We start from the raw sequence: 23,814 nt of genomic DNA, 5'->3' as shown, positions 1-23,814 counted from the left end.
TGAAATGGATAAATGGTGTATAATGCAGAGTGGCTATAGTGAAGAATAAAAGGTTGTCTTAAAGGTAGCATAATAGAAAAAGAAAGAATACTGAATGAGGTGCAAAAATGGAATATCAATATCCACTTGATTACAATTGGTCAAATGAAGAAATGGTAGCAGTTGTAAAGTTTTATGAAGCGATTGAAAAGGTATACGAAAAAGGAGTTTTGAGAGAAGATTTGATGGAATTATATCGTCGTTTTAAAGAGATTGTGCCATCGAAGGCAGCGGAGAAAAAAATTGATAAAGAATTTCAAGAAGTAAGTGGATATTCTATATATCGTACGATTCAAAGAGCAAAAGAAGTAGCGGAAAAAAAGATTGTAAAAATGTAAAAATATTTTGAAAATTAAAATGCAAAGTGCTATAATGTGATAACAACTAAAAACGGACAATATAAATTGTCCGTTTTCTACTATCGATTACAAAGTGCATATAAAGGAAGGAGTGGTTGCATCGTAGATTCAATCTTAGCAAGGAATTGTTCGTTGGTCATTGCTGAAAACTCCTCTGGTGATATATGAATACCGACTAATAACTCTGCTTTTTTCACAGTAGCTAAACGTTCAATCATCTTTTGTAAGTCTTCCGTTTCAAGCGTTTTATGCAGTTTTACACCTGGTTTAGTATGGTCAATGGACCAAACGAAGTCATTTGGAATATTTGTTTTTAAATCATTTAAATGTTCTAAGAAGGCGTGAGCCGTCTCCACTTTTTGTGGACACTCATAGATTAAACCAAAGTATATGAAGGCGTGAGTACCCCATAAACCAATTTGAAAGTGTGGTAACATTTTATATCCACGTTTATTTGTTGAAAAAGCAACCCAAGTATCGTTTGGTGGATTGACTTTGCGGCGTGCATGTTTTGCTACATGGTAGAAAAAGTTTTCATCAGTTTGTTGTGATAAATATTCTGCAAATTGTTCCCCTAAAGCTTCTAGCTTAGGATGAATATTCGTTTTAATTGCGCTCATTCGTTCTTCAAGACCATCAACAGTAAAGACTTCAAAATCAGTTGATGTGAATGTTTGTAGTGTCATGATTGTTCCTCCAACTCCTATTTTGTTTTAATTTTAGCATAGCTTGTACTATTCATAAAAAAAACATCACAAAAAAATTTAAATAAAAAAATATAATTTTGTTGCATAGATGATTTATCCAACATAGTATAGTATAAAACAAAAAATCAGAAAATTGAATCAATTCTAGTCCGAGGGCAGACGAATATTGGGAGGAGGCAAAAAAATGAGACAGGTGATTAATGCGTTAAAGAGAACAGATGCTGAAAAGAGAATTCCGGTGCTACGTTTGGAGCTAGATTATGAATTAGCAACTTTATATGATGCGATGATGGATAACGACAAACAGAAAAAAGAAGAGTGCGTACAAAAATTAGAAGTGTTAAGACTTGAAATGATCCGTTTAGAAGCGTAATAATAGTATATGTATAAATAATTAGTTGGTGCGAACCTTATAAAGGGTTCGTTTTTTCTGTGAACAGTATAGATCGGAGTGTTTAAACATGCAAGAAGTATGGAAAGACATCGATACACACGCGAAACAGTGGATTCGAGAAGCCGGAGAACAATTAATGGCGTCACTGAAAAAAACACTTATTATAGAAACAAAGTCAAATGCAGCTGATCTAGTAACAAATATGGACCGAGAAACGGAGCAGTTTTTAATTGGGAAAATTAAAGAAACATTCCCGGCTCATAATATTTTAGGAGAAGAAGGCTATGGAGATGAGATTACCTCTTCTAATGGGGTTGTTTGGTTAATTGATCCAATTGATGGCACGATGAACTTTGTTCATCAAAAAAGAAATTTCGCAATCTCAATCGGGATTTATGAGAACGGTATCGGAAAGATTGGTCTTATTTATGATCCAGTTCATGACGAACTATATCATGCGGTAAAGGGAGAAGGGGCTTTTTGCAATGATTTAGCTATTCCCATGTTGGAAAAAGGAACGGTAGAGCATGGAGTTATAGCTTTGAATGCGATATGGCTTACTGATAATCCATTGCTTAATATGGAAAAAATGATGATGCTCGTTAAGAAGGCAAGAGGTACGAGGTCATATGGTTGTGCAGCGTTAGAAATGGTATATGTTGCCACGGGAAGATTAGACGCATATGTAACACCGCGCTTATCGCCATGGGACTTTGGCGGGGGACAGATTATTGTAGAGGAAGTTGGCGGTAAAGTGACAACGTTCTTGGGAACGCCTCTTTCTATTGTAGAGAAAAGCAGTGTGTTAGTTGCAAAACCAGGAGTATACGAAGAATTATTACCATTTGTATCGCAATAATGAAAAAAAGTAAGAGGCATAAAGAAGCTTCTTACTTTTTAATGTTATTGCGATTTACGCATTTTTCTTTTTGTTACAAAACCGTATCCAACTGTAACAAATGTGCCGATAATGCAAATAATAATGCCGATGGGACTATTTTCAGCAATCATAATTCCGATACCAATTAAGAAGATAACACCGATAATTGCTGTTAATAAAAAGCGATATTGAATGTGTTCCATTTCTTCACCCTCCAATCTTATTTTACTTTCACAAAAGTAAGAATACAACTATATTTTCATTCTTGATTTTATTTTGATTGCCATTGTATCCCCTTCGCTCTTATAATAGAGAAGGATTAAAAAGACATTAGGAGTTGGACATGTTGAAAAAACGACAAGATTTACGAAATATAGCAATTATTGCCCACGTTGACCATGGTAAAACAACACTTGTTGACCAGTTATTACGTCAAGCGGGGACGTTCCGTGCGAATGAACATATTGAAGAACGCGCAATGGACTCAAATGATCTAGAAAGAGAACGTGGTATTACAATTTTAGCGAAGAATACTGCGATTCACTATGAAGATAAAAGAATTAACATTTTAGATACACCTGGTCACGCTGACTTCGGTGGAGAAGTAGAACGTATCATGAAAATGGTTGATGGTGTTCTACTTGTAGTTGATGCATATGAAGGTTGTATGCCACAAACACGATTTGTTTTAAAGAAAGCTCTTGAGCAAAACTTAACTCCAATCGTTGTTGTAAACAAAATTGACCGTGACTTCGCTCGCCCTGATGAAGTAGTTGATGAAGTAGTTGACTTATTCATCGAACTTGGTGCAAACGAAGATCAATTAGAGTTCCCAGTTGTATTTGCATCAGCAATGAACGGAACAGCAAGCTTAGATTCAAATCCAGCAAATCAAGAAGAGAATATGAAATCATTGTTTGACACAATCATTGAACATATTCCAGCACCAATTGATAACAGCGAAGAGCCACTTCAATTCCAAGTAGCACTTCTTGATTACAATGACTATGTTGGTCGTATTGGGGTTGGACGCGTATTCCGCGGTACAATGAAAGTAGGACAACAAGTTGCATTAATGAAAGTTGACGGAAGTGTAAAACAATTCCGTGTAACTAAATTATTTGGTTACATTGGATTAAAACGTCAAGAAATTGAAGAAGCAAAAGCTGGAGATTTAGTAGCTGTTTCAGGTATGGAAGACATTAACGTAGGTGAAACGGTATGTCCGGTTGAGCATGAAGAGGCTTTACCATTATTACGTATTGATGAGCCAACATTACAAATGACATTCCTTGTAAATAACAGCCCATTTGCAGGTCGTGAAGGTAAATTCATTACTTCTCGTAAAATTGAAGAGCGTCTTCGTTCACAATTAGAGACAGATGTAAGTTTACGTGTAGATAATACAGATTCTCCTGATGCATGGATCGTATCTGGACGCGGAGAGTTACATTTATCTATCTTAATTGAAAACATGCGTCGTGAAGGTTATGAACTACAAGTATCTAAGCCTGAAGTAATTATTAAAGATGTCGATGGCGTAAGAAGTGAGCCTGTAGAGCGCGTACAAATCGATGTTCCTGAAGAATACACTGGTTCTATTATGGAATCAATGGGCGCACGTAAAGGTGAAATGTTAGATATGGTGAATAACGGAAACGGTCAAGTTCGCCTTACTTTCATGGTTCCAGCACGTGGGTTAATTGGTTACACAACAGAATTCCTAACATTAACTCGTGGTTATGGTATTTTAAACCATACATTTGATTGCTACCAACCAGTACATGCTGGACAAGTGGGTGGACGTCGTCAAGGTGTTCTAGTTTCACTTGAAGCAGGAAAAGCATCACAATACGGTATTATGCAAGTTGAAGACCGTGGTGTAATCTTCGTTGAACCAGGTACAGAAGTATATGCTGGTATGATCGTTGGAGAACATACACGTGAGAATGATTTAACAGTTAACGTTGTAAAAATGAAACAACAAACGAACATTCGTTCTGCAACGAAAGATCAAACTTCAACAATGAAAAAACCACGCTTAATGACTTTAGAAGAGTCATTAGAGTACTTAAACGATGATGAGTTCTGTGAAGTAACTCCAGAATCAATTCGTCTACGTAAAAAGATTCTTGATAAGAGTGAGCGCGAAAGAGCTGCTAAGAAAAAGAAATCTGTAGAAGCGTAAAAATAAAAAACAACTACCTTTATAAAAGGTAGTTGTTTTTTTATTTTGTTTATTTTTAGAATATTTATTCTTTTTTGTGGACAGTATTTTTTTTGCGAGTTACTCTTGTATTAAGTACATAAAGAAAATTTGTTTTTATGAGAAGGGAGGAAAGATAGTGTTAGAAAGAATGTCATTTTTCGCGAAATTATGCAAAGTTGATGAAAATCCAGAACTAGGGATGTGGTTACTTTATGGAACAATTATTATATTGAGTGCACTTGTATATAATTTAGGATTTGCAAGGAAGCTATCAGTGCTAAAAAATATAGTAATATACATATCTTTAGCAATTGGATGCACGGTATTAACTTTCTTTGCAGTTTTTTTACCAGTTGGAGAGGGGCTCGTTGTAGCGGCGATTGTACTTGGAATTTATAGATTACGTTTACGTCAAGCGAAACAACAAAAGGCAGGGTGAAAAGGGGGAGTTTCATGCGCTCGGTACAAGATGCACTATATAATTGGTTAACAATTAAAACTGTTGCGGAAGCGCGTCCAGATGATAGCGCTGCACAAGAAACGTATGTATTATTTCGAAATATGATATATGAAGAGCATAAATTACGAAATGTAGAAGTGGAAAAGAACGAGGAAATGTATTTAATTACATATGAAATTGATGGAGAAATAAGGTGTGCAAGATTTCCAGTAGAAGCAATTGATTGTTTTTTGGATCAGATGAATCGTGAACCAGAAAAATACAAATAAGTCCTTATCTATATGATTAAGGACTTATTTACGGTTTACCAATCGTCTTCTACTTTTTTATCACGATATAATCGGAAATTACCACTTGCATGGCGTTCCATAGTACGCTCTGCAATGCGTTCCGTACATTCCATGCACATATATGTATGAATAGGGCGATTACGCAGTTTTTTTGCCATAGGATTTTCGTCATCTAACATATCTTTTTTATCACAAATCATACATCTGACTCTCATTTCGTCACCTCAATACGAATTCTATCAGTATAAGTATATCATGGAAGCATAATGTTTTTGAATAATAGCGGGAAAAAATAATATTTTCGCAATTCGAAAAATAGGTTATGATAAGGATATATAAATAATATTTGGAGGTGGAAATATGGCGAATGTAGTTGAGCCTACATTGACAGGTGATTTAGTACAATCTTTGCGTAAAGAGTGTATCGTTATGATAGCAACAACAGATTTCGAAAAACAAATTCCTAACGTAAGTGCTATTTCTTGGGTATATGCAGTGAGTGAAACTAGTATTCGATTTGCGGTAGATCAACGCTCACGTATTGTGGGGAATATACGGCATAGTGCAGGGGTTGTATTGACTATAATGGCGAATGAATCCGTATTTTCCATAAGTGGTGAAAGTGAAATTTTAACAGATAGAATGGAAGGGATTCCTCTAAAATTAACGGTAGTAGAAGTGAATGTACAAGAAGTTCGTGATGTTATGTTTTATGGTGCGAAACTTGCTACTGAACCAACATATGAAAAAACATATGATCTTCGAGCAGCTAAAAAGCTTGATAACCAAGTATTAGTAGGAATGAAAGAATTATAAAGAAGATGAATAGGAACAACGTTCATAAACTTTTACAAGTGAGTATTGTGATTTAATGTGAAAAATTATAATAAAAAGTAATATATTGAATAGAAATGAATAAAAAATAAAGAAAAGGTTTAATTTCTATGAGTTTCGATTCTACCTCGTTTTTACGGTACATATAATTATAACAATGGTTCGTCCATATTTTATGGATGAAACCCTTGTTCTACAAATTTAAAAGTGGAGTCAGGGGGTAACAGGTTGGATAAAATTTATGTGTTAGATACGAATGTACTTTTGCAGGATCCTTTATCTATTTTTTCATTTGCAACAAATGAAGTAGTGATTCCAGCAGTTGTATTAGAAGAGGTTGATTCGAAAAAACGTTATATGGATGAAGTAGGACGAAATGCTCGCTATGTATCTAAGTTAATCGACAAATTTCGCGAAATAGGAAAGCTGCATGAAAGTATTCCGTTAGAAAACGGCGGTACATTTCGTATTGAATTAAATCATCGCTCATTTGTTCAACTGCAAGATATTTTTGTAGAAAAAACAAATGATAATCGAATTTTAGCGGTAGCGAAAAACCTCTCTTTAGAAGAACAAGAAAAAGAGGACGGGAAATCAGTTATTTTAGTAAGTAAAGATGTACTCGTAAGGGTAAAAGCTGATGCAATCGGATTGCAGGCCGAAGATTATTTAAGTGACCGAGTAATCGAAGTGGAAAATATATATTCAGGATTTTTAGAAGGGTATATATCAAAAGAACAGTTAGATTATTTTTATGAAAAAGGTGAACTGCCTTTATCTGAAATCGCAAATCATCCTTTTTATCCAAATCAGTTTGTTGTAATGAAAGATGCACTAGGGGGTTCTAGTTCTGCACTTGGGATTGTGGATCATTTAGGTAAGAAGGTAAAAAAACTTATTTTTCACAATGAACAAGTGTGGGGGATACGCCCACGAAACGTGCAGCAAATTATGGGATTAGAATTGCTACTTCGGGAAGATATTCCACTTGTAACGTTAACAGGGAAAGCCGGTACAGGAAAAACGTTACTTGCATTAGCTTCGGGACTAATGCAAACGGAAGATTTAGGGTTATATAAAAAACTACTTGTCGCGAGACCAATTGTACCGGTAGGGAAAGATATAGGCTATTTACCAGGAGAGAAAGAGGAAAAATTAAGACCGTGGATGCAGCCGATTTTTGATAATCTAGAGTATTTATTCAATACGAAAAAGCCTGGGGAGCTAGATGCTATTTTAGCTGGAATGGGTTCGATTGAAGTAGAAGCGCTTACCTATATACGCGGGAGAAGTATTCCAGACCAGTTCATTATAATTGACGAGGCACAAAATTTAACGAAGCATGAAGTAAAGACGATATTAACAAGGGTAGGCGAAAAAAGTAAGATTGTATTAATGGGGGATCCTCAGCAAATTGATCATCCGTATTTAGATGAATATAATAACGGTTTAACATATGTTGTAGAGAAGTTTAAAGAACAACGTATTAGTGGTCATGTAAAGTTTGTTAAAGGAGAGCGTTCTAATTTAGCACAACTAGCAGCGGATTTATTATAAAAAGGAGTGAGCTTAAGCTCACTCCTTTTTTGCCTTTTAATTATACAATTTAAATGATTGTAAATTTACGGATGTTACGAATCGGATTTTGTCTATTAGATCCATCATGGAAATATAGATGAACAGGCCCGTCTTCTCGTAATGGTTTACCTTCTTTTGAAAAACCGAGAATAGCTTTATGGGCTGTTTCTAACGGAAGTGTAATTGTATTGTCTGTGGTTTCAATTTCGACATGAGTAGCATCTTCTAAAATTTCAGCATTTTTTAGAAATGGATGAAGTGGTATGCCAAATGTCCCGTTAATAAGCTGTTCTTTTTTATATTTCTTTACACTTTGTTGTATTGGCGGGAAGGCAGCACCATCACGGATTTCGCGATCCCAATGCTCTGAAGTATGTTTTAAGTATGTTTCTAATTCGGATGAGTCTTCTCTAGTTTCATCAAAGTAAGTTGTCAAATCTATTTTTCGATCATCGAAAATCCATACAGTTGGATCGATAGTGATTGGAAAACGAACTTTTCCATTAATAAATAAAATTTCGTTCATTGTTGTTCCCCCATTTGTGTTATACTCCCACTTTTCAGTATAATAGTATTAGGCACTGTTGTCACAAAAAATGTTTCTATTGCAATTTATTAAAACTATCGCTAATATTAATAGATATGAGAGAGTAGGACGGAAACGGAGGGAATCAATTTGGCGTCTGAGACAGTATCAAATCATCAGGAAAAGGCACTAGCCCTTCTACAAGCGGATGCAGAGAAGATTTTAAGACTTATTAAGGTACAAATGGACAATCTTACAATGCCGCAATGTCCATTATATGAAGAAGTTTTAGACACACAAATGTTTGGACTATCCCGCGAGGTCGATTTTGCGGTTCGCCTTGATCTTATTGGAGAAGAACAAGGGAAAGCAATGTTAGGAGAGCTCGAACGTGAGTTGTCTGCACTTCATGAAGCATTTACAAACAAACAACAATAACGGGTTCAAATAAGGGGGCTCAAACTGAAATAGTTTGGGCTTTTTATTTGTATAATAAAGAAGGAAGAACCTATATACATATGGAATACAACAATAATTAAATTGAAACAGAAAGAGGAAATGAAATGAAAAAAGTATGGAAATCGATGGATTATTCCTTATTACTTCCTCTTGTTATCTTATGTGTGTTGGGAGTTATAATGGTATATAGTTCTAGTTCCATTGTTGCGATTTCGTCGAGACATAACTGGCCAGCAGATTACTTTTTTAAAAAACAATTATTTGCTCTAGCTGTTGGAACGATAATGTTAGCGATTATAGTTGCCATTCCTTATAAGTTGTGGAGAAAGCGAATAGTTTTGATCGCAATGGGAATAGGGAGTATTGGTCTATTAGCAGCAGCCTTTCTTTTCGGTCAGGTCATAAATGGTGCAAAAGGATGGATATTAGGTATACAACCAGCTGAGTTTGTGAAAATAACGGTTATTATTACGCTAGCAAACTTTTTTGCTAAGAAACAAGAAACGCAAACAGCTTTTGTACAAGGGATAATTCCTCCTCTAGCTGTTGTCGGTGGAGCGATGGGATTAATTTTACTTCAAAATGACTTAGGGACCGATATACTAATAGGTGGAACTGTACTGATTATGTTCTTTTGTTCAGGAGTTAATGTTAATTTAAGTATAAAGCGATTCCTCTTAACGTCTATAATATGGATTCCAGCGTTATATTTTATTGGGAACTATAAGTTAAGTCAGTACCAAAAAGCTCGGTTTTCAGTTTTTCTTGATCCATTTAACGATCCTCAAAATGATGGGTTCCAATTAATAAATTCTTTTATTGGAATTGCTTCAGGAGGGCTAAATGGTCGAGGGTTAGGGAACAGTGTGCAAAAATATGGATACTTACCAGAACCGCAAACAGATTTTATTATGGCAATTATATCTGAAGAACTTGGATTTATAGGCGTAGCTGTCATTTTAATCTGTTTACTACTTATTATTATTCGGGCATTTAGGGTTGCACAAAAGTGCAGAGATCCGTTTGGAAGTTTAATAGCAATTGGAATTGCAAGTTTGTTTGGAGTTCAAACTTTTATAAATGTTGGTGGTATGTCTGGGTTAATACCGCTTACAGGGGTACCATTACCGTTTGTAAGTTATGGTGGTAGTTCTTTATTGGCTAATTTACTTGCAATGGGTATACTGTTAAATATTGCTAGTTATGTAAAACGACAAGAGAAACAACAAAACAAATTGACTAACGAAATAGAACAAGGTGGACCGCATCTTGTTGTTGTAAAATAAAAAACACATTGAGCTCTAGAGTTCAATGTGTTTTTTATTTTGTTAGATTTTAAATGTGATACAATATTGATTGTTTTAAAATGAAAAGTATATTACATTTAAGGGAATGTGATATACAATATTGTTGTTAGAAAAGGAAGAGGTATGCTATACTATTTTTGTGAAACAAATCGATCAGAAAACTTATCATTTGTTGAAAAATAAGGTATGATGGATAAAAATAAAGTGAAGCTTTCTAAGTATAATATAATGTAGAAAGTGAAGAACTTCACGCTCTTTAGAGTGTGTATGTATTTTATCTCTAGAGTGGTAGGAAAATAGAGGGGGAAAATCATGACAAAGCTGCAACGTATTCAAAAAGTATTGGTAGCTAACCGTGGAGAGATAGCAATTCGTGTGTTCCGAGCATGTTCAGAACTTGGATTAAACACAGTTGCGATCTATTCTAAAGAGGATAGCGGTTCTTATCATCGCTATAAAGCCGATGAGTCCTATTTAGTTGGGGAAGGGAAAAAGCCAATTGATGCTTATCTAGATATTGAAGGCATTATTGAGATTGCGAAAAGTAATCATGTAGATGCAATCCACCCTGGATATGGTTTCTTGTCAGAAAATATTCAATTTGCAAAACGTTGTGAAGAAGAAGGGATTATCTTTATCGGTCCAAAAAGTAAGCATTTAGACATGTTTGGAGATAAAGTTAAAGCAAGAACACAAGCGCAGCTAGCGCAAATTCCAATTATTCCTGGTAGTGATGGTCCAGTAAATTCAATAGAAGAAGTTGAAGAATTTGCTGAAAAGTATGATTACCCGATTATTATTAAAGCATCCCTTGGTGGCGGCGGTCGCGGTATGCGTATTGTACGTGCTAGTGAAGAATTAAGAGAATCGTATAATCGCGCGAAATCAGAAGCAAAGGCAGCCTTTGGTAATGATGAAGTGTACGTTGAAAAATTCGTTGAAAAACCTAAACATATAGAAGTACAAATTTTAGCAGATGAAGAAGGTAATGTTGTTCATTTGTATGAGCGTGATTGCTCTGTACAACGACGCCATCAAAAAGTAGTTGAAATTGCACCGAGCGTGTCGCTTTCAGATGATTTGCGTCAGCGTATTTGTGATGCTGCAGTAAAGTTAACGAAAAATGTAAATTATTTAAATGCTGGAACGGTAGAATTCCTTGTAAAAGGTGATGAGTTTTACTTCATTGAAGTAAACCCACGTGTTCAAGTTGAACATACGATTACAGAGATGATTACAGGAGTGGATATCGTTCAATCGCAAATTTTAATAGCTGATGGACATGCATTACATAGCAAAATGGTAGGTGTTCCTAAGCAAGAGGAAGTGGTTGTGCATGGATTTGCAATCCAATCTCGTGTAACGACAGAAGACCCACTTAATAACTTTATGCCTGATACAGGAAAGATTATGGCGTACCGATCAGGCGGTGGTTTTGGTGTTCGTCTTGATACAGGTAATAGTTTCCAAGGTGCAGTTATTACACCGTACTACGATTCTTTACTTGTAAAAGTTACTACTTGGGCACTTACTTTTGAACAAGCCGCTGCAAAAATGGAACGTAACTTAAAAGAATTCCGTATTCGTGGTATTAAAACAAATATTCCATTCCTAGAGAATGTAGTAAAACATAAAAACTTCTTATCAGGAGAATATGACACTTCATTTATTGACGCGTCACCTGAACTATTCTTGTTCCCGAAACGTAAAGACCGCGGAACAAAAATGTTAAATTATATTGGTACAGTAACAGTAAATGGCTTCCCTGGAGTAGGGAAAAAAGAGAAACCAATTTTCCCAGATGCTCGTATACCAAATGTGATACACTCAGAGCCAATGCAAAATGGAACGAAACAAATTTTGGATGAGCGTGGAGCGGATGGATTAGTAAAGTGGGTACAAGATCAAAAGCGTGTACTTTTAACGGATACAACATTCCGTGATGCACATCAGTCATTACTTGCAACTCGTGTTCGTACAAAAGATTTACATCACATTGCAGAGCCGACAGCGAGAATGTTACCAAACTTATTCTCAGCAGAAATGTGGGGCGGTGCAACGTTTGATGTTGCGTATCGTTTCTTGAAAGAAGATCCATGGGAACGATTACTAGATCTTCGTGAAAAAATGCCAAACGTTTTATTCCAAATGTTACTTCGCTCTTCAAACGCAGTAGGTTACAAAAACTATCCAGATAATTTAATTCAAAAATTTGTGGAATGTTCCGCGCAAGCTGGAATTGATGTGTTCCGTATTTTTGATAGCTTAAACTGGGTAGAAGGCATGAGAGTTGCAATTGATGCTGTACGAGATACTGGTAAAATTGCAGAAGCGACAATGTGTTACACAGGAGATATTCATGACCCGTTACGTAGTAAATATGATTTAAATTATTATAAAAATTTAGCAAAAGAGTTGGAAGCATCAGGAGCTCATATTTTAGGAATTAAAGATATGGCGGGCTTATTAAAACCAAACGCAGCATATGATTTAGTTTCAGCACTAAAAGAGACGGTGTCGATTCCAATTCACCTGCATACACACGATACGAGCGGAAATGGTATTTTAACGTATACGAAGGCAATTGAAGCAGGTGTTGATATTGTCGATGTAGCGGTGAGTTCAATGGCTGGTCAAACGTCACAACCAAGTGCGAATACACTATACTATGCGTTGGGTGGAAACGAAAGACAACCAGATGTTAATATAGACTCATTAGAAAAACTATCTCATTATTGGGAAGATGTACGAAAATACTATGCTCCATTTGAAAGTGGTATGAATGCTCCTCACACAGAGGTATATATGCATGAAATGCCGGGTGGACAGTATAGTAATCTTCAACAACAAGCAAAAGCGGTTGGCTTAGGAGATCGCTTTGATGAAGTTAAAGTGATGTATCGCCGTGTTAATGATATGTTTGGCGATATTGTAAAAGTAACACCATCATCTAAAGTTGTCGGTGATATGGCATTATTTATGGTTCAAAATCACCTCACAGAACAAGATATTTTAGAACGTGGACATGCTATGGACTTCCCAGGATCTGTTGTTGAAATGTTCTCTGGAGATTTAGGACAACCATATGGTGGTTTCCCGAAAGAATTACAAAAAATTATTTTAAAAGGGAAAGAGCCATTAACAGTAAGACCGGGTGAATTATTAGAACCAGTAGATTTCGATGCTTTAAAAGAAGAGTTATTCCACAAACTTGGACGCGAAGTAACAATTTTTGATGTAGTCGCATATGCATTGTATCCAAAAGTATTTATGGACTACGAAAAAGTTGCTGGGATTTATGGAAATGTATCTGTGCTTGATACACCGACATTCTTCTATGGTATGAGACTTGGTGAAGAAATTGATGTGGAAATCGAGCAAGGTAAAACATTGATGGTTAAACTAGTTTCCATTGGGGAGCCACAGCCAGATGGAAATCGTGTGCTTTACCTGGAGTTTAATGGACAACCGCGTGAAATCGTAGTGAAAGATGAAAACGTGAAATCAACTGTTGCACAGCGTGTGAAGGGGAATCGTGAAAATCCAAATCATATTAGCGCAACGATGCCGGGAACTGTTATTAAAGTAGTTGTAAAAGAAGGCGATGAAGTGAAAAAAGGTGATTCCATGGCAATTACAGAAGCTATGAAAATGGAAACGACGGTTCAAGCGCCATTTAGTGGTAAAGTGAAAAAAGTATATGTAAATGATGGGGATGCAATTCAAACGGGAGATTTACTCATTGAATTAGATCATTAAAATAAAGAAAAAGAGCTGTGCGAAAGCAGCTCTTTTTTGTGTGTAAATAATACCTTGCCGAATTGGCAAGGTATTAAAGTTTTACTTTATTTTGTTTGCTTAGAAGTTGATTCAGTTTCTTTTGCATTGACTGTACTTCTTGTACCTATCATAACTAAATAGCATAGTACAGCAAACAGGCAAGAAATGAAGAGCGAATGTAATAATGCCATTGCTAAACTAGCATTTGTAAATACGACTAAAATCCCTACTATAGCTTGAAGTGTAACAAGGATAAATGAAATAATCCATCCCCAGTATACTACACGCTGCTGCTTGTAATGGCGAATAGCGATAATCATCGCATATAGTATCCAAGCGAAAATTAACATCGCTGCAACTCTATGTCCCATTTGAACCCACTCATGTAGTTGAGTTGGCATAGGTCTATTTTTGCTACATAAAGGGAAGTCTGGACAGGCTAAGGTAGCTCGCTCGTGACGTACTAAAGCTCCTGTGTAGACAACGATATAACTGTAAATTGTTACACCATAAATATGAAATTTCATTTTTTTGTCCATAATAAGTGAACGTGCATCAAATTTCTTATCAATTTCAAAAATAAGACACGTTAACAAGATGACAGAAGCAAATGAAATTAAGGAAATACCGAAATGAATAGCTAATACAGCAGGCATTTGACCCCAAACAACCGCCGCCGCCCCCATTAATGCTTGTGCAACTAAAAATACGAAGGATAAAATTGCTAACGTCTTTGTTTCGCGCACATGTTTATAATATTTCCAGGACAAGATACAAAGAAGAGTAACAAGGATTCCTGCTGATCCAGATGTTAAGCGGTGACTTAGCTCAATAATAGTCTCCATTGATAAATTAGATGGAACAAATTCACCGTTACAAAGAGGCCATGATTTGCCACATCCTTGGCCTGAACCCGTTTTTGTAACTAAAGCGCCTCCTAGTAAAACTACTAATAAATCGAGACTTGTAATGACTGCTAACCATTTAATAAAGCGTTGCAATCTCTTTCACCATCTTTCTGCTATGAAGTTATTGCGAAATATTTTCATTCCATTATGTATAGAATAAAACGTGCTACAGTCCTATGATATATAAAAAATAATAAAATAGCAAAGAAATGGAGGGCGAGGACAACGTACGTATTATAAAGAAAAAAATGGGATTTAAAATACATATTTTAGGAGGAATTCAGGCTATTTTGAAAAGAAATGGGGAGAATACATGCTAAATATGACAAAATAGTTTATTATAGAAGATAACATCATGTTATGATAAGGATAAATTAGAATAAAGTTTTTTAATGTTTGACACAAAAAGTTCATGTTTTCTTCACAAAATGTTCGGGAAATGTGATTTAATATATTGGAGTATGGGCGTAGATTAGTAGTAGAATGGGTTAACAATATTTCTACTGTAATAATATTGCTATATAGAAGCGAAATATTTCACATGAAATATATGCTTAGAAAGATGATAGGTTTAAGAGGGGGTTAAAGTGATGAACCATGCAACAAGTGAGCTGCATGATGAGTCAGCTGTTTCAATTGTACCGGAAACAACTCGGTTACAAGATTTATCAGCGCTCGTTAAAATGGGGATTGTAAACTCAAATACACTTACTGTATTTACAGGATTTTGGTTGGCTTTACATTTTAATGGATTGAGTGTTATGGACAATCTAGATAAGTTATTTTTCACAATCGTTGGTTCGGCATTAATTATGGCAGGGGTATGTTGTTTAAATAACTACATTGACCGAGATATCGATCCATTAATGGAAAGAACAAAAAACCGTCCAACGGTAACAGGTAAATATAAACCTGGCTTTGCACTTGCATTTGGACTTGTAATTTTACTTCTTGGCTTTGCATTTTTATTACTTACTACACCGATGGCAGTGTTAATCTCATTTATTGGTGCCTTCACATATGTTGTTTTATATACGTTATGGACGAAGAGAAAATATACGTTAAATACTGTTGTAGGTAGTATATCAGGAGCAGTTCCACCTTTAATTGGATGGGCGGCAATTGATCCGTCTTTAAATCATCCAATTGCTTGGATGTTATTTTTAATTATGTTTATTTGGCAAATCCCACATTTCCTCGCATTAGCGATGAAGCGTGTTGATGAATATCGAAATGCAGGAATCCCAATGCTTCCTGTTGTACAGGGATTTGATATTACGAAACGTCAGATTATGATTTGGACAGTATGTTTATTACCACTACCATTTTATATGAGTGGACTTGGAATAACATTCATGGTAATTGCAACATTGCTTAACATCGGATGGATCGCATTAGGGCTTTATGGCTTCCGTCAGCAAGATGACATCAAGTGGTCCGTAAAAATGTTTGTTTATTCCCTGAATTACTTAACAATCTTATTTGTGTCAATGATTGTAGTTACATTCTTCTAAGACAACGACATGATTGGATTTCTTTACGTTGAGATTTACTTTACTTAACTATAAAGTACAATCTAATTCACAAAGAAAGTGGGGGTTGTTAGTATGAAGAAACAGTGGCGACTGCTTTCGTTCGTTTCACTGCTGGCTTTACTGTTAGGGGGATGCGGTAAAGCTTTTCAGTCTACTTTAATTCCGCAAGGGGAAGTAGCAAAAATGCAATATGATTTGCTCTTGCTAGCGAGTGCAATCATGGTAGGAGTAGTACTTGTAGTTACTATTATTTTCTTATATGTAATTGTGCGTTTCCGACAAAAAAAGGGTGAGGAAGATTATATTCCAGAGCAAGTTGAAGGAAATCACAAACTAGAAATTATATGGACAGTCATTCCGATTATTCTTTTGTTAATCTTGGCTGTTCCGACTGTTACATATACATTCAAGCTTGCTGATGTAAGTGCGATGGAGAAAAAGAATATTGATAAAGATACTATCGTTGTTGATGTAACAGCGAATCTTTATTGGTGGGAATTTTCTTATAAATCAGAAAAAATAGTAACTTCTCAAGATTTAGTTATCCCCACAGGTAAGAAAGTGTATTTGAATTTGAAGGGTGCCGATATTAAACATTCGTTTTGGGTTCCATCTTTAGCTGGGAAAATGGATACAAATACAGATAATGTAAACAAAATGTGGTTAAAGGCAGATAAATCGGGCACTTATAATGGTTTTTGTACAGAATTTTGTGGCCCATCACATTCTTTAATGCAGTTCAAAGTGAAAGCTCTGGATGAAAGCGAGTACAAAAAGTGGCTTGCTGACATGAAGAAGATTGATGGAAAAAAAGAAGTAGCTTCTACAAAGGCGCAAGAGGGTCAAGAAATATTTAATAAAAGCTGTATTGGTTGTCATGCAGTTGGATCAAATGATAGTAGACCACCTTCTGCTCGTATCGCACCGAACTTAGCAAACTTCGCAGATCGCGATATGGTTGCTGGTATTGCCGAAAATAATGAAGAGAACTTAAAAAAATGGCTCAAAGATCCTGAAAATATGAAACCAGGTAATAAAATGACTGGTAAATATGGCAACTTAACGGATGATCAAATTAATGCATTAAATGCATATTTACAAACGTTAAAGATTGAAAAATAAAGAGGGATCATTTGCGAAGGGGAGGTTGAAAACGTGAGTTCTGTAGCAAAAAAACAGGGGATGGGTGCTGTCATATGGGATTATTTAACGACAGTAGACCATAAAAAGATTGCCATTCTCTATTTAATTGCAGGTGGATTGTTTTTTGTAATAGGTGGAATAGAAGCACTATTTATTCGCCTGCAGTTAGCGATTCCTAACAATGCTTTTCTTGTTGGGGATGCTTATAATCAAGTATTAACGATGCACGGTACAACAATGATTTTCCTCGCAGCTATGCCACTCGTGTTTGCATTTATGAACGCCGCTGTACCACTTCAAATTGGAGCACGTGATGTGGCGTTCCCGTTTTTGAATTCGCTCGGATTTTGGTTATTTTTCTTTGGTGGATTATTTTTAAATTTAAGTTGGTTTTTAGGAGGAGCGCCTGATGCAGGGTGGACATCGTATGCATCTTTAGCTTTAGCCTCTAAAGGACATGGTGTTGATTTTTATGTACTCGGCTTGCAAATATCAGGTATTGGTACATTAATTGGAGGTATTAACTTCCTTGTTACAATTATTAATATGCGCGCGCCAGGGATGACGTACATGCGCATGCCGATGTTTACATGGACAACATTTGTAACATCTTCACTTATTTTATTTGCATTTCCACCATTAACTGTAGGATTAGGACTTTTAATGTTAGATCGTTTATTTGGCACAAGTTTCTTTAATCCGGCACTAGGTGGGAACACGATTATATGGGAGCATTTATTCTGGATCTTCGGTCATCCGGAAGTATACATTCTTATACTCCCAGCTTTCGGAATATTCTCAGAAATCTTCGCCACATTTTCGAAAAAACGATTATTCGGTTATTCCTCTATGGTGTTCGCGACAGTATTAATAGGGTTTTTAGGATTTATGGTATGGGCGCATCATATGTTTACTGTTGGTCTTGGGCCTGTTGCAAATGCTATCTTCTCGGTTGCAACAATGGCGATTGCAGTTCCAACGGGTATTAAAATATTTAACTGGCTCTTTACAATGTGGGGTGGAAGTATTAGGTTTACAACACCAATGATGTGGGCGGTAGCTTTTATTCCATCCTTCGTTATGGGTGGAGTTACAGGTGTTATGCTTGCTTCTGCACCAGCTGATTATCAGTTTCATGATAATTATTTCGTAGTAGCACACTTTCATTATGTAATTGTTGGTGGTGTTGTATTTGGTTTACTTGCAGGTGCGCATTATTATTGGCCACTTATGTTTAATAAAGTATTAAATGAAACATTAGGTAAGATAACATTTTGGTTATTCTTTATCGGTTTCCATTTAACATTCTTTATTCAGCATTTCCTAGGTCTAATCGGTATGCCACGTCGTTACTACACATATCTTGAGGGCCAAGGGTTGGAAATGGGGAATATGATTAGTTCTATCGGAGCTGTGTTTATGGCTCTTGGAACGATTGTTCTTTTATTCAATGTAATAAAAACAACGGTATCAAAAGAGAAGGCTGGCCGTGATCCATGGGATGGACGTACATTAGAATGGACAATGCCAGCACCTACACCGGAATACAATTTTAAACAATTGCCATTTGTTCGCGGGTTAGATCCGTTTTGGATTGAAAAACGTGAAGGTAATAAAGAGATGACAGCAGCGGAACCAGTTGGTGATATTCATATGCCAAATGCTTCATTTTCACCATTTATCATTTCTCTAGGCTTATTCATAGCAGCATTCGGTGCGATGTATATGCAGGGTGGCAAAGATAAATTTTGGTTATTAGTAGCGATTATCGGTTTAATCATTACGTTTGGTACAATGTTCCTTCGTTCAGTAATTGATGATCATGGATATCATATTCATAAGGAAGATTTAGATGATAAGGGGGGCAAGGCGTAATGCATGTAGATGAGAAATTAACGAATGAAACATTTCCAGCAGAGCCTGAAAAAGCAACCCTTGAGGGGAAAAATAAGTTTGTTGGTTTTTGGTTATTTCTTGGAGGCGAAACAGTGTTGTTCGCTTCCTTATTTGGCACATATTTAGCGTTAAAGAACTCTACAAATGGTGGACCAACATCTCAAGAGATGTTTCAAATGCCACTCGTTTTCATTATGACGATGCTTTTGTTAACAAGTAGTTTAACGAGTGTATACGCAATGTATCATATGAAAAATTTTAACTTTAAGAAAATGCTACTTTGGTTACTTGTAACAGTGTTGCTTGGCTTAGGATTTTTGGGGTTTGAAATATATGAGTTTTATCATTATACGCATGAATTTAAGCATACTATGAGAAGTAGTGCATTTGGTTCTGCATTTTATGCTCTTGTTGGTACACACGGGCTCCACGTGTTGTTTGGATTATGTTGGATTTTAACATTAATCTTTAGAAACGCGAAGAGAGGCTTAAATTTATACAACGCACCAAAGTTTTATGTTGCATCAATTTATTGGCACTTTATTGACGTAGTTTGGGTGTTTATTTTCACTGTAGTATATTTGATGGGAATGGTGGGATAAACAATGGCGGTTAAGCAAACGAATAATCCTAAGGTGGATCTTGTTTATCGGAAGAGAAAAAGTGCAGAGGAAATGAAGCACCAAGTTGTTACATTTTCACTAATGATTTTTTTAACATTAGTTGCATTTGCAGCGGTGGCATATCCGAAAACATTTAGCCCGATTTTTTCGGTTCCATTTATATTATTGTTAGCAGTCATTCAAGTTATATTTCAGTTATATTATTTCATGCATATGAGTCATAAAGGGCATGAAGCGGCGAGTTTCTTCTTGTACTCTGGATTGTTAATTGGTTTATTAACAATATTAGCCTTTATGACAATTGTGTGGATTTAAACAGTGATAGTAGGGGGCTGTGATATATCAAAGCCCTCTTTTTATATGAAATATAAGAATTTTGAAAAGGTAGGTGTGGAAATGGAAAACTTATGGGTATTTGGTTTTCAAGCTTTATGGAGTCCAATTTTTTTATTATTTATGATCTCGATTCTTATTAGTTATTTTTTAATTATTGGACCGTATAGAACGCGATTTGAAAATGCGACGAAGGTAAGTAAGAAGCAAATTTTTTATTTTACGACCGGGATTGTTCTTTTGTATGTTGTAAAGGGAGGACCTATTGATTTAATTGGTCATATCATATTTAGTGCACATATGTTTGAGATGGCAGTAATGTATATTGCGGTGCCTCCGTTATTACTGCTTGGTATACCTGTTTGGTTATATCGTTATATTACTTCTTTTAAGTTCGTTCAAATTGTGATAAAGTTTTTTGCTAAGCCGCTTATTGCATTGTTTGTATTTAATGGCCTGTTTTCCTTTTATCATTTGCCAATTGTTTTTGATGCAGTAAAACAAAGTCAAATAGCGCATCCTATTTGCCTTGCTATATTGTTTTTTGCAGCAATGATGATGTGGTGGCCGATGTTAAATCCACTGCCAGAATATCAAACTTTAAGTGATATTAAGAAGCTTGGTTACATGTTTGCTAATGGTATTTTATTAACGCCAGCTTGTGCGTTAATAATTTTTGCGACTGCACCATTATTTGCAACATATACAGATCCGGCCGCTTGGATGAAGGCAATGGAACTCTGTGTACCGGCGGGTACTTTATCAGATTTAAATATAACTGGACCAGAATTTTTACATTGGATGCCGGTAGTACAAGACCAGCAAACAGGTGGTATTATTATGAAAATTGTCCAGGAAATAGTGTACGGTACGATTATCGGTTATGTGTTCTTTAAATGGGCACGTAGAGAGCGTGAAAAGGATAAAGAGCAGCTGCAAGAGTTACCTCCTTATTTACAGACGAAATAAAAACTAGCGCATCGTGTTAATGCGCTAGTTTTTTTGTTATTCAATAATTTGAAATTCTTTTAACTCTTTTTCAATATTTTGTAGGAGTTGTTCGCTTTTTTGAAGTACATTCGTTGGAAAAATCTCATCATCTCCATATTCAACGCCATGAGGATAATAATGTTTTCCTAATAAGGGTGGCAATAGTTTTACTTGAGCGTGTCTGCCGCCGATGTCACCTTCAACAGCAAATCCTTGTACACGTAAATAATAAATATCCTTTAATATTTCAAATTTATAATCATATGTAACGCGTTCGTAATCCCATTGTCCAGCAAGTACAAAATGATTGTTTTCCATAATCTCAGTTAAAAGAGTTAGATCAACGACTGCATCAGTAAAGTTTGTATTTGTAAATTGCATAGAATACCTCCTTATTTTAATGTTAGTTCATTATTTTTATAATAGTACGAATAATAAGAAAGTGCAATTCGTATTGCGAGAAAAGGGATAATCCAGACTTTTTTCGTGAAAATATGATATAGTGAAAAGAGTACGGTACACACAAAAAAGGAAATAAAAGGATTTGTGTATATCTCGATTTTATGCTTTGTTCAGGAGGTATATCGTTTGAAGAAATTATTGCGTATCGTAATGATTACATTTTTAATTTTAGCTGTTGATTTATACGGGAAGTTACTCGTGTCACAATATATATTAACCCCATCTCACTCTAAGCAAGAAAATAAAATTGTGAAAAAGAAGAAGCAAGTAAATGAAGAATCCACAGACACTGTTTTAAATATGATTGGCGGGGACTCTGAGAATTTATTAGCGAAGTGGGGCGAACCATCTCGAATAGAGCCGTCTGCTTATGGATATGAATGGTGGGTGTATAATCAAGATTTAGCTCAGTATGTTCAATTTGGAGTTGCTGAACGTAAAGTTGTAACGGCGTATGTTGCTGGTGAGCAAGTTAAGGTGGCTCCCTATTATATAAATGAAAAGTATGAAGAGGTATATAAAAAGAATCCACTTTCACATGAGATTTCATTAAAAAGAGGAAAAAATAGTTATCAATTTGAGTTATCTGATACGGAAGTAATGGAACAACCGCTAGTGCCTGTAGAAGATGGATGGGCACAATTATACTTTGATCACTTTACACATGAGCTTGTTGGTCTTCGTTATATGGATGATGAAACGTTATTACGACAAAGACCATATCAACTTGTTTATTCTGGTGAATTAATAGCGGAACAGCCGCTGACGCCAGAAAAAATGAAGCAAGTAGAAAATGGAAATATGCAACAAATTCTCGATTTAACAAATATTATTCGGAGTCGTCATCAATTACCGTTGTTAACATTGGATCAACAAACTGCAGATGTTGCATTTGGCCATAGTAAAGATATGAAGGATAATAATTATTTTTCGCACGATTCACCTACTTTTGGTACGTTAGGAGATCGCTTGCAACGTGGGCAAGTGGCTTTTCAACTTGCTGGTGAGAATATAGCGGCGCAACATAGTGATGGAATTGCGGCGGTACAGGGTTGGTTAAATAGTGAGGGGCATAGAAAGAATTTATTAAACGAACAATTTACTGGATTAGGTGTTGGGGTATATGATAAATTTTATACTCAAAACTTTATCCGAAAATAAAATGAAACTTTAATCAGTCGGGGCATCCTTCATTGATTATTAGTCTTCACCAATCGGGCTTTAATTGTCCACAAATAGGAAGATAAAAAGGTGCATGAATCGTCTAAAAATAGGCGAACCATGTGCCTTTTTTTTCTTACAATATAGTAGATATACATGAAGAGGTGAGGATTATGCCAACAACAAAAGGGCCGTTACATCCATCGGTTCAACAGTTTAAAGAGTTTGTAAACCATCACCCTAAAATGGTTCATGAGGTTAGAGGTGGTCAAAAAACTTGGCAGCAATTTTATGAAGAATGGTACTTACTTGGTGAAGAAGATCAAATATGGACAGCATATAGACCTGATGGAGCACCTGCTTTTTCTTCGGTAAAAGAAAATAAAGAAGAAAAAGAAAATCGAACAGAAGAGGAAAAAACTGCTGATGTGATGGGGCAAATGCTTTCTTTCTTTAAAAAGCTAGACGTAGAACAAATGCAACATCATTTAGCAAATGTAACGAGTGCGATTGGTAGCGTGCAACAAGTTATTCAACAATTTCAAGGAAACCGTGCGCAGCAAGAACAAAGTACTTCTGAAAATAATCCTTTTTTCTTTCAAAAGGATTAGGGGGAAAGAGAATGAGAGCAGAGCTTATGGAGTTTATAAAAGCTGATGAGGATTTAGCTCGCTATATTCGGGAACAGCCATACTGGTACCGGAAATTGACGCGTAACCCAGAAGAAAAAGAAGCTTTTGAGTTAGCTGCCATGCAGCATTTCAAAAAAACGATACCAGATAAAGTGGAAAAATTTCAAAATCAATTGGCCGTTGCTTCAATTATGATTGATATGTTCCAGTATATGAAGCAGCAAAATACGACGTAATTGGAAGGGAAAACTATGTCCGTTATGCAAAACTTTTGTTACAATAGAATCGGATTATTTAAAAAAGGAGTTG

General features: G+C 35.8%; 26 protein-coding genes. 20 read left to right on the top strand and 6 right to left on the bottom strand.

Annotation, left to right across the window (positions count from 1 at the left end):
• Positions 1–107 precede the first annotated feature (107 nt).
• Complete coding sequence (locus B5P40_RS11025) at positions 108–377, top strand: UPF0223 family protein (protein WP_002014862.1); 270 nt, start codon at positions 108–110, stop codon at positions 375–377.
• 80 nt (positions 378–457) lie between these two features.
• Here the strand turns inward: B5P40_RS11025 and B5P40_RS11020 are convergent, their stop codons facing one another.
• Positions 458–1,084, bottom strand: coding sequence for a YktB family protein (locus B5P40_RS11020; RefSeq protein ID WP_002014864.1), 627 nt, complete (start codon positions 1,082–1,084; stop codon positions 458–460).
• A gap of 205 nt (positions 1,085–1,289) precedes the next feature.
• Between B5P40_RS11020 and B5P40_RS11015 the strand changes: the two genes are divergently transcribed.
• Both B5P40_RS11015 and B5P40_RS11010 read left to right on the top strand, forming a co-directional pair.
• Positions 1,290–1,478: a hypothetical protein gene (locus tag B5P40_RS11015; RefSeq protein ID WP_002121995.1), complete on the top strand. Its 189-nt coding sequence runs from the start codon at positions 1,290–1,292 to the stop codon at positions 1,476–1,478.
• 88 nt (positions 1,479–1,566) lie between these two features.
• Entirely contained in the window at positions 1,567–2,358 is a 792-nt protein-coding gene (locus B5P40_RS11010; protein WP_002033721.1) for an inositol monophosphatase family protein, read from the top strand.
• 44 nt (positions 2,359–2,402) lie between these two features.
• Here B5P40_RS11010 and B5P40_RS11005 read toward each other — a convergent pair whose 3' ends face one another.
• Positions 2,403–2,582 (bottom strand): DUF5325 family protein, encoded by a 180-nt coding sequence (locus tag B5P40_RS11005; protein WP_000400127.1) that lies wholly within the window; start codon positions 2,580–2,582, stop codon positions 2,403–2,405.
• Between the two features lie 140 nt (positions 2,583–2,722).
• Here B5P40_RS11005 and typA point away from each other — a divergent pair, with 140 nt between their 5' ends.
• From typA to B5P40_RS10990, 3 genes are all read left to right on the top strand, one after another.
• Complete coding sequence (typA, locus tag B5P40_RS11000) at positions 2,723–4,567, top strand: translational GTPase TypA (RefSeq protein WP_002014867.1); 1,845 nt, start codon at positions 2,723–2,725, stop codon at positions 4,565–4,567.
• 157 nt (positions 4,568–4,724) lie between these two features.
• Positions 4,725–5,027: a YlaH-like family protein gene (locus tag B5P40_RS10995; protein WP_000893662.1), complete on the top strand. Its 303-nt coding sequence runs from the start codon at positions 4,725–4,727 to the stop codon at positions 5,025–5,027.
• A gap of 14 nt (positions 5,028–5,041) precedes the next feature.
• Positions 5,042–5,317, top strand: a complete 276-nt coding sequence (locus B5P40_RS10990; RefSeq protein ID WP_002033723.1) for a hypothetical protein — start codon at positions 5,042–5,044, stop codon at positions 5,315–5,317.
• 35 nt (positions 5,318–5,352) lie between these two features.
• On the opposite strand, the gene B5P40_RS10985 is transcribed toward B5P40_RS10990, so the two are convergent.
• Positions 5,353–5,553 (bottom strand): YlaI family protein, encoded by a 201-nt coding sequence (locus B5P40_RS10985; protein WP_002094429.1) that lies wholly within the window; start codon positions 5,551–5,553, stop codon positions 5,353–5,355.
• A gap of 145 nt (positions 5,554–5,698) precedes the next feature.
• Between B5P40_RS10985 and B5P40_RS10980 the strand changes: the two genes are divergently transcribed.
• Positions 5,699–6,154, top strand: coding sequence for a PNPOx family protein (locus B5P40_RS10980; RefSeq protein WP_002014791.1), 456 nt, complete (start codon positions 5,699–5,701; stop codon positions 6,152–6,154).
• A gap of 246 nt (positions 6,155–6,400) precedes the next feature.
• The gene (locus B5P40_RS10975) at positions 6,401–7,729 is read left to right on the top strand and encodes a PhoH family protein (RefSeq protein ID WP_002088317.1); all 1,329 of its coding nucleotides are present in this window, start codon (positions 6,401–6,403) and stop codon (positions 7,727–7,729) included.
• A 49-nt stretch (positions 7,730–7,778) separates the two neighbouring features.
• Here the strand turns inward: B5P40_RS10975 and B5P40_RS10970 are convergent, their stop codons facing one another.
• On the bottom strand, positions 7,779–8,276 hold the full coding sequence (locus B5P40_RS10970) for a molybdopterin-binding protein (RefSeq protein WP_113709245.1): 498 nt from the start codon (positions 8,274–8,276) through the stop codon (positions 7,779–7,781).
• A gap of 150 nt (positions 8,277–8,426) precedes the next feature.
• Here B5P40_RS10970 and B5P40_RS10965 point away from each other — a divergent pair, with 150 nt between their 5' ends.
• The 3 genes from B5P40_RS10965 to pyc all read left to right on the top strand — a co-directional run bounded on the left by B5P40_RS10965 (position 8,427) and on the right by pyc (position 13,801).
• On the top strand, positions 8,427–8,714 hold the full coding sequence (locus tag B5P40_RS10965) for an Fpa/YlaN family protein (RefSeq protein WP_002190534.1): 288 nt from the start codon (positions 8,427–8,429) through the stop codon (positions 8,712–8,714).
• Positions 8,715–8,839: 125 nt separating this feature from the next.
• The gene (locus tag B5P40_RS10960; RefSeq protein WP_002165141.1) at positions 8,840–10,021 is read left to right on the top strand and encodes an FtsW/RodA/SpoVE family cell cycle protein; all 1,182 of its coding nucleotides are present in this window, start codon (positions 8,840–8,842) and stop codon (positions 10,019–10,021) included.
• Positions 10,022–10,354: 333 nt separating this feature from the next.
• A complete protein-coding gene (pyc, locus tag B5P40_RS10950) occupies positions 10,355–13,801 on the top strand; it encodes a pyruvate carboxylase (protein WP_012261618.1) in 3,447 nt (1,148 codons plus the stop codon).
• Between the two features lie 86 nt (positions 13,802–13,887).
• Here pyc and ctaA read toward each other — a convergent pair whose 3' ends face one another.
• A complete protein-coding gene (gene ctaA / locus B5P40_RS10945; protein WP_002190532.1) occupies positions 13,888–14,823 on the bottom strand; it encodes a heme A synthase in 936 nt (311 codons plus the stop codon).
• A gap of 497 nt (positions 14,824–15,320) precedes the next feature.
• On the opposite strand from ctaA, the gene cyoE reads away from it, so the two are divergent.
• From cyoE to ctaG, 6 genes are all read left to right on the top strand, one after another.
• On the top strand, positions 15,321–16,244 hold the full coding sequence (cyoE, locus tag B5P40_RS10940; RefSeq protein WP_002033731.1) for a heme o synthase: 924 nt from the start codon (positions 15,321–15,323) through the stop codon (positions 16,242–16,244).
• A gap of 93 nt (positions 16,245–16,337) precedes the next feature.
• Complete coding sequence (coxB, locus tag B5P40_RS10935; protein WP_002088304.1) at positions 16,338–17,387, top strand: cytochrome c oxidase subunit II; 1,050 nt, start codon at positions 16,338–16,340, stop codon at positions 17,385–17,387.
• Positions 17,388–17,447: 60 nt separating this feature from the next.
• Positions 17,448–19,283 carry a cytochrome c oxidase subunit I gene (gene ctaD / locus B5P40_RS10930; RefSeq protein ID WP_002014777.1) on the top strand — a complete coding sequence of 612 codons (1,836 nt, stop codon included), beginning with the start codon at positions 17,448–17,450 and terminating at the stop codon, positions 19,281–19,283.
• Positions 19,283–19,906 (top strand): cytochrome c oxidase subunit III, encoded by a 624-nt coding sequence (gene ctaE / locus B5P40_RS10925; RefSeq protein WP_113709244.1) that lies wholly within the window; start codon positions 19,283–19,285, stop codon positions 19,904–19,906. The genes ctaD and ctaE overlap by 1 nt, the downstream gene beginning before the upstream one ends.
• Positions 19,907–19,909: 3 nt before the next feature.
• Positions 19,910–20,242, top strand: coding sequence for a cytochrome c oxidase subunit IVB (ctaF, locus tag B5P40_RS10920; RefSeq protein WP_002014776.1), 333 nt, complete (start codon positions 19,910–19,912; stop codon positions 20,240–20,242).
• Positions 20,243–20,323: 81 nt separating this feature from the next.
• On the top strand, positions 20,324–21,229 hold the full coding sequence (ctaG, locus tag B5P40_RS10915) for a cytochrome c oxidase assembly factor CtaG (protein WP_033708188.1): 906 nt from the start codon (positions 20,324–20,326) through the stop codon (positions 21,227–21,229).
• Positions 21,230–21,265: 36 nt separating this feature from the next.
• Here the strand turns inward: ctaG and B5P40_RS10910 are convergent, their stop codons facing one another.
• Positions 21,266–21,631 (bottom strand): YugN family protein, encoded by a 366-nt coding sequence (locus B5P40_RS10910; protein WP_002014773.1) that lies wholly within the window; start codon positions 21,629–21,631, stop codon positions 21,266–21,268.
• A gap of 207 nt (positions 21,632–21,838) precedes the next feature.
• Here B5P40_RS10910 and B5P40_RS10905 point away from each other — a divergent pair, with 207 nt between their 5' ends.
• From B5P40_RS10905 to B5P40_RS10895, 3 genes are all read left to right on the top strand, one after another.
• Positions 21,839–22,873 carry a CAP domain-containing protein gene (locus B5P40_RS10905; RefSeq protein ID WP_002088298.1) on the top strand — a complete coding sequence of 345 codons (1,035 nt, stop codon included), beginning with the start codon at positions 21,839–21,841 and terminating at the stop codon, positions 22,871–22,873.
• 173 nt (positions 22,874–23,046) lie between these two features.
• On the top strand, positions 23,047–23,484 hold the full coding sequence (gene ylbD / locus B5P40_RS10900; RefSeq protein ID WP_002014771.1) for a YlbD family protein: 438 nt from the start codon (positions 23,047–23,049) through the stop codon (positions 23,482–23,484).
• An 11-nt stretch (positions 23,485–23,495) separates the two neighbouring features.
• Complete coding sequence (locus B5P40_RS10895) at positions 23,496–23,741, top strand: YlbE-like family protein (protein ID WP_002014770.1); 246 nt, start codon at positions 23,496–23,498, stop codon at positions 23,739–23,741.
• The last annotated feature ends 73 nt before the right edge of the window (positions 23,742–23,814 follow it).

Source organism: Bacillus sp. SRB_8 (genome assembly GCF_003264205.1).
Taxonomy (GTDB): domain Bacteria; phylum Bacillota; class Bacilli; order Bacillales; family Bacillaceae_G; genus Bacillus_A; species Bacillus_A mycoides.
Note: the sequence above shows the minus strand (reverse complement) of the source record. Positions and strands in the feature narration are given on the sequence as shown.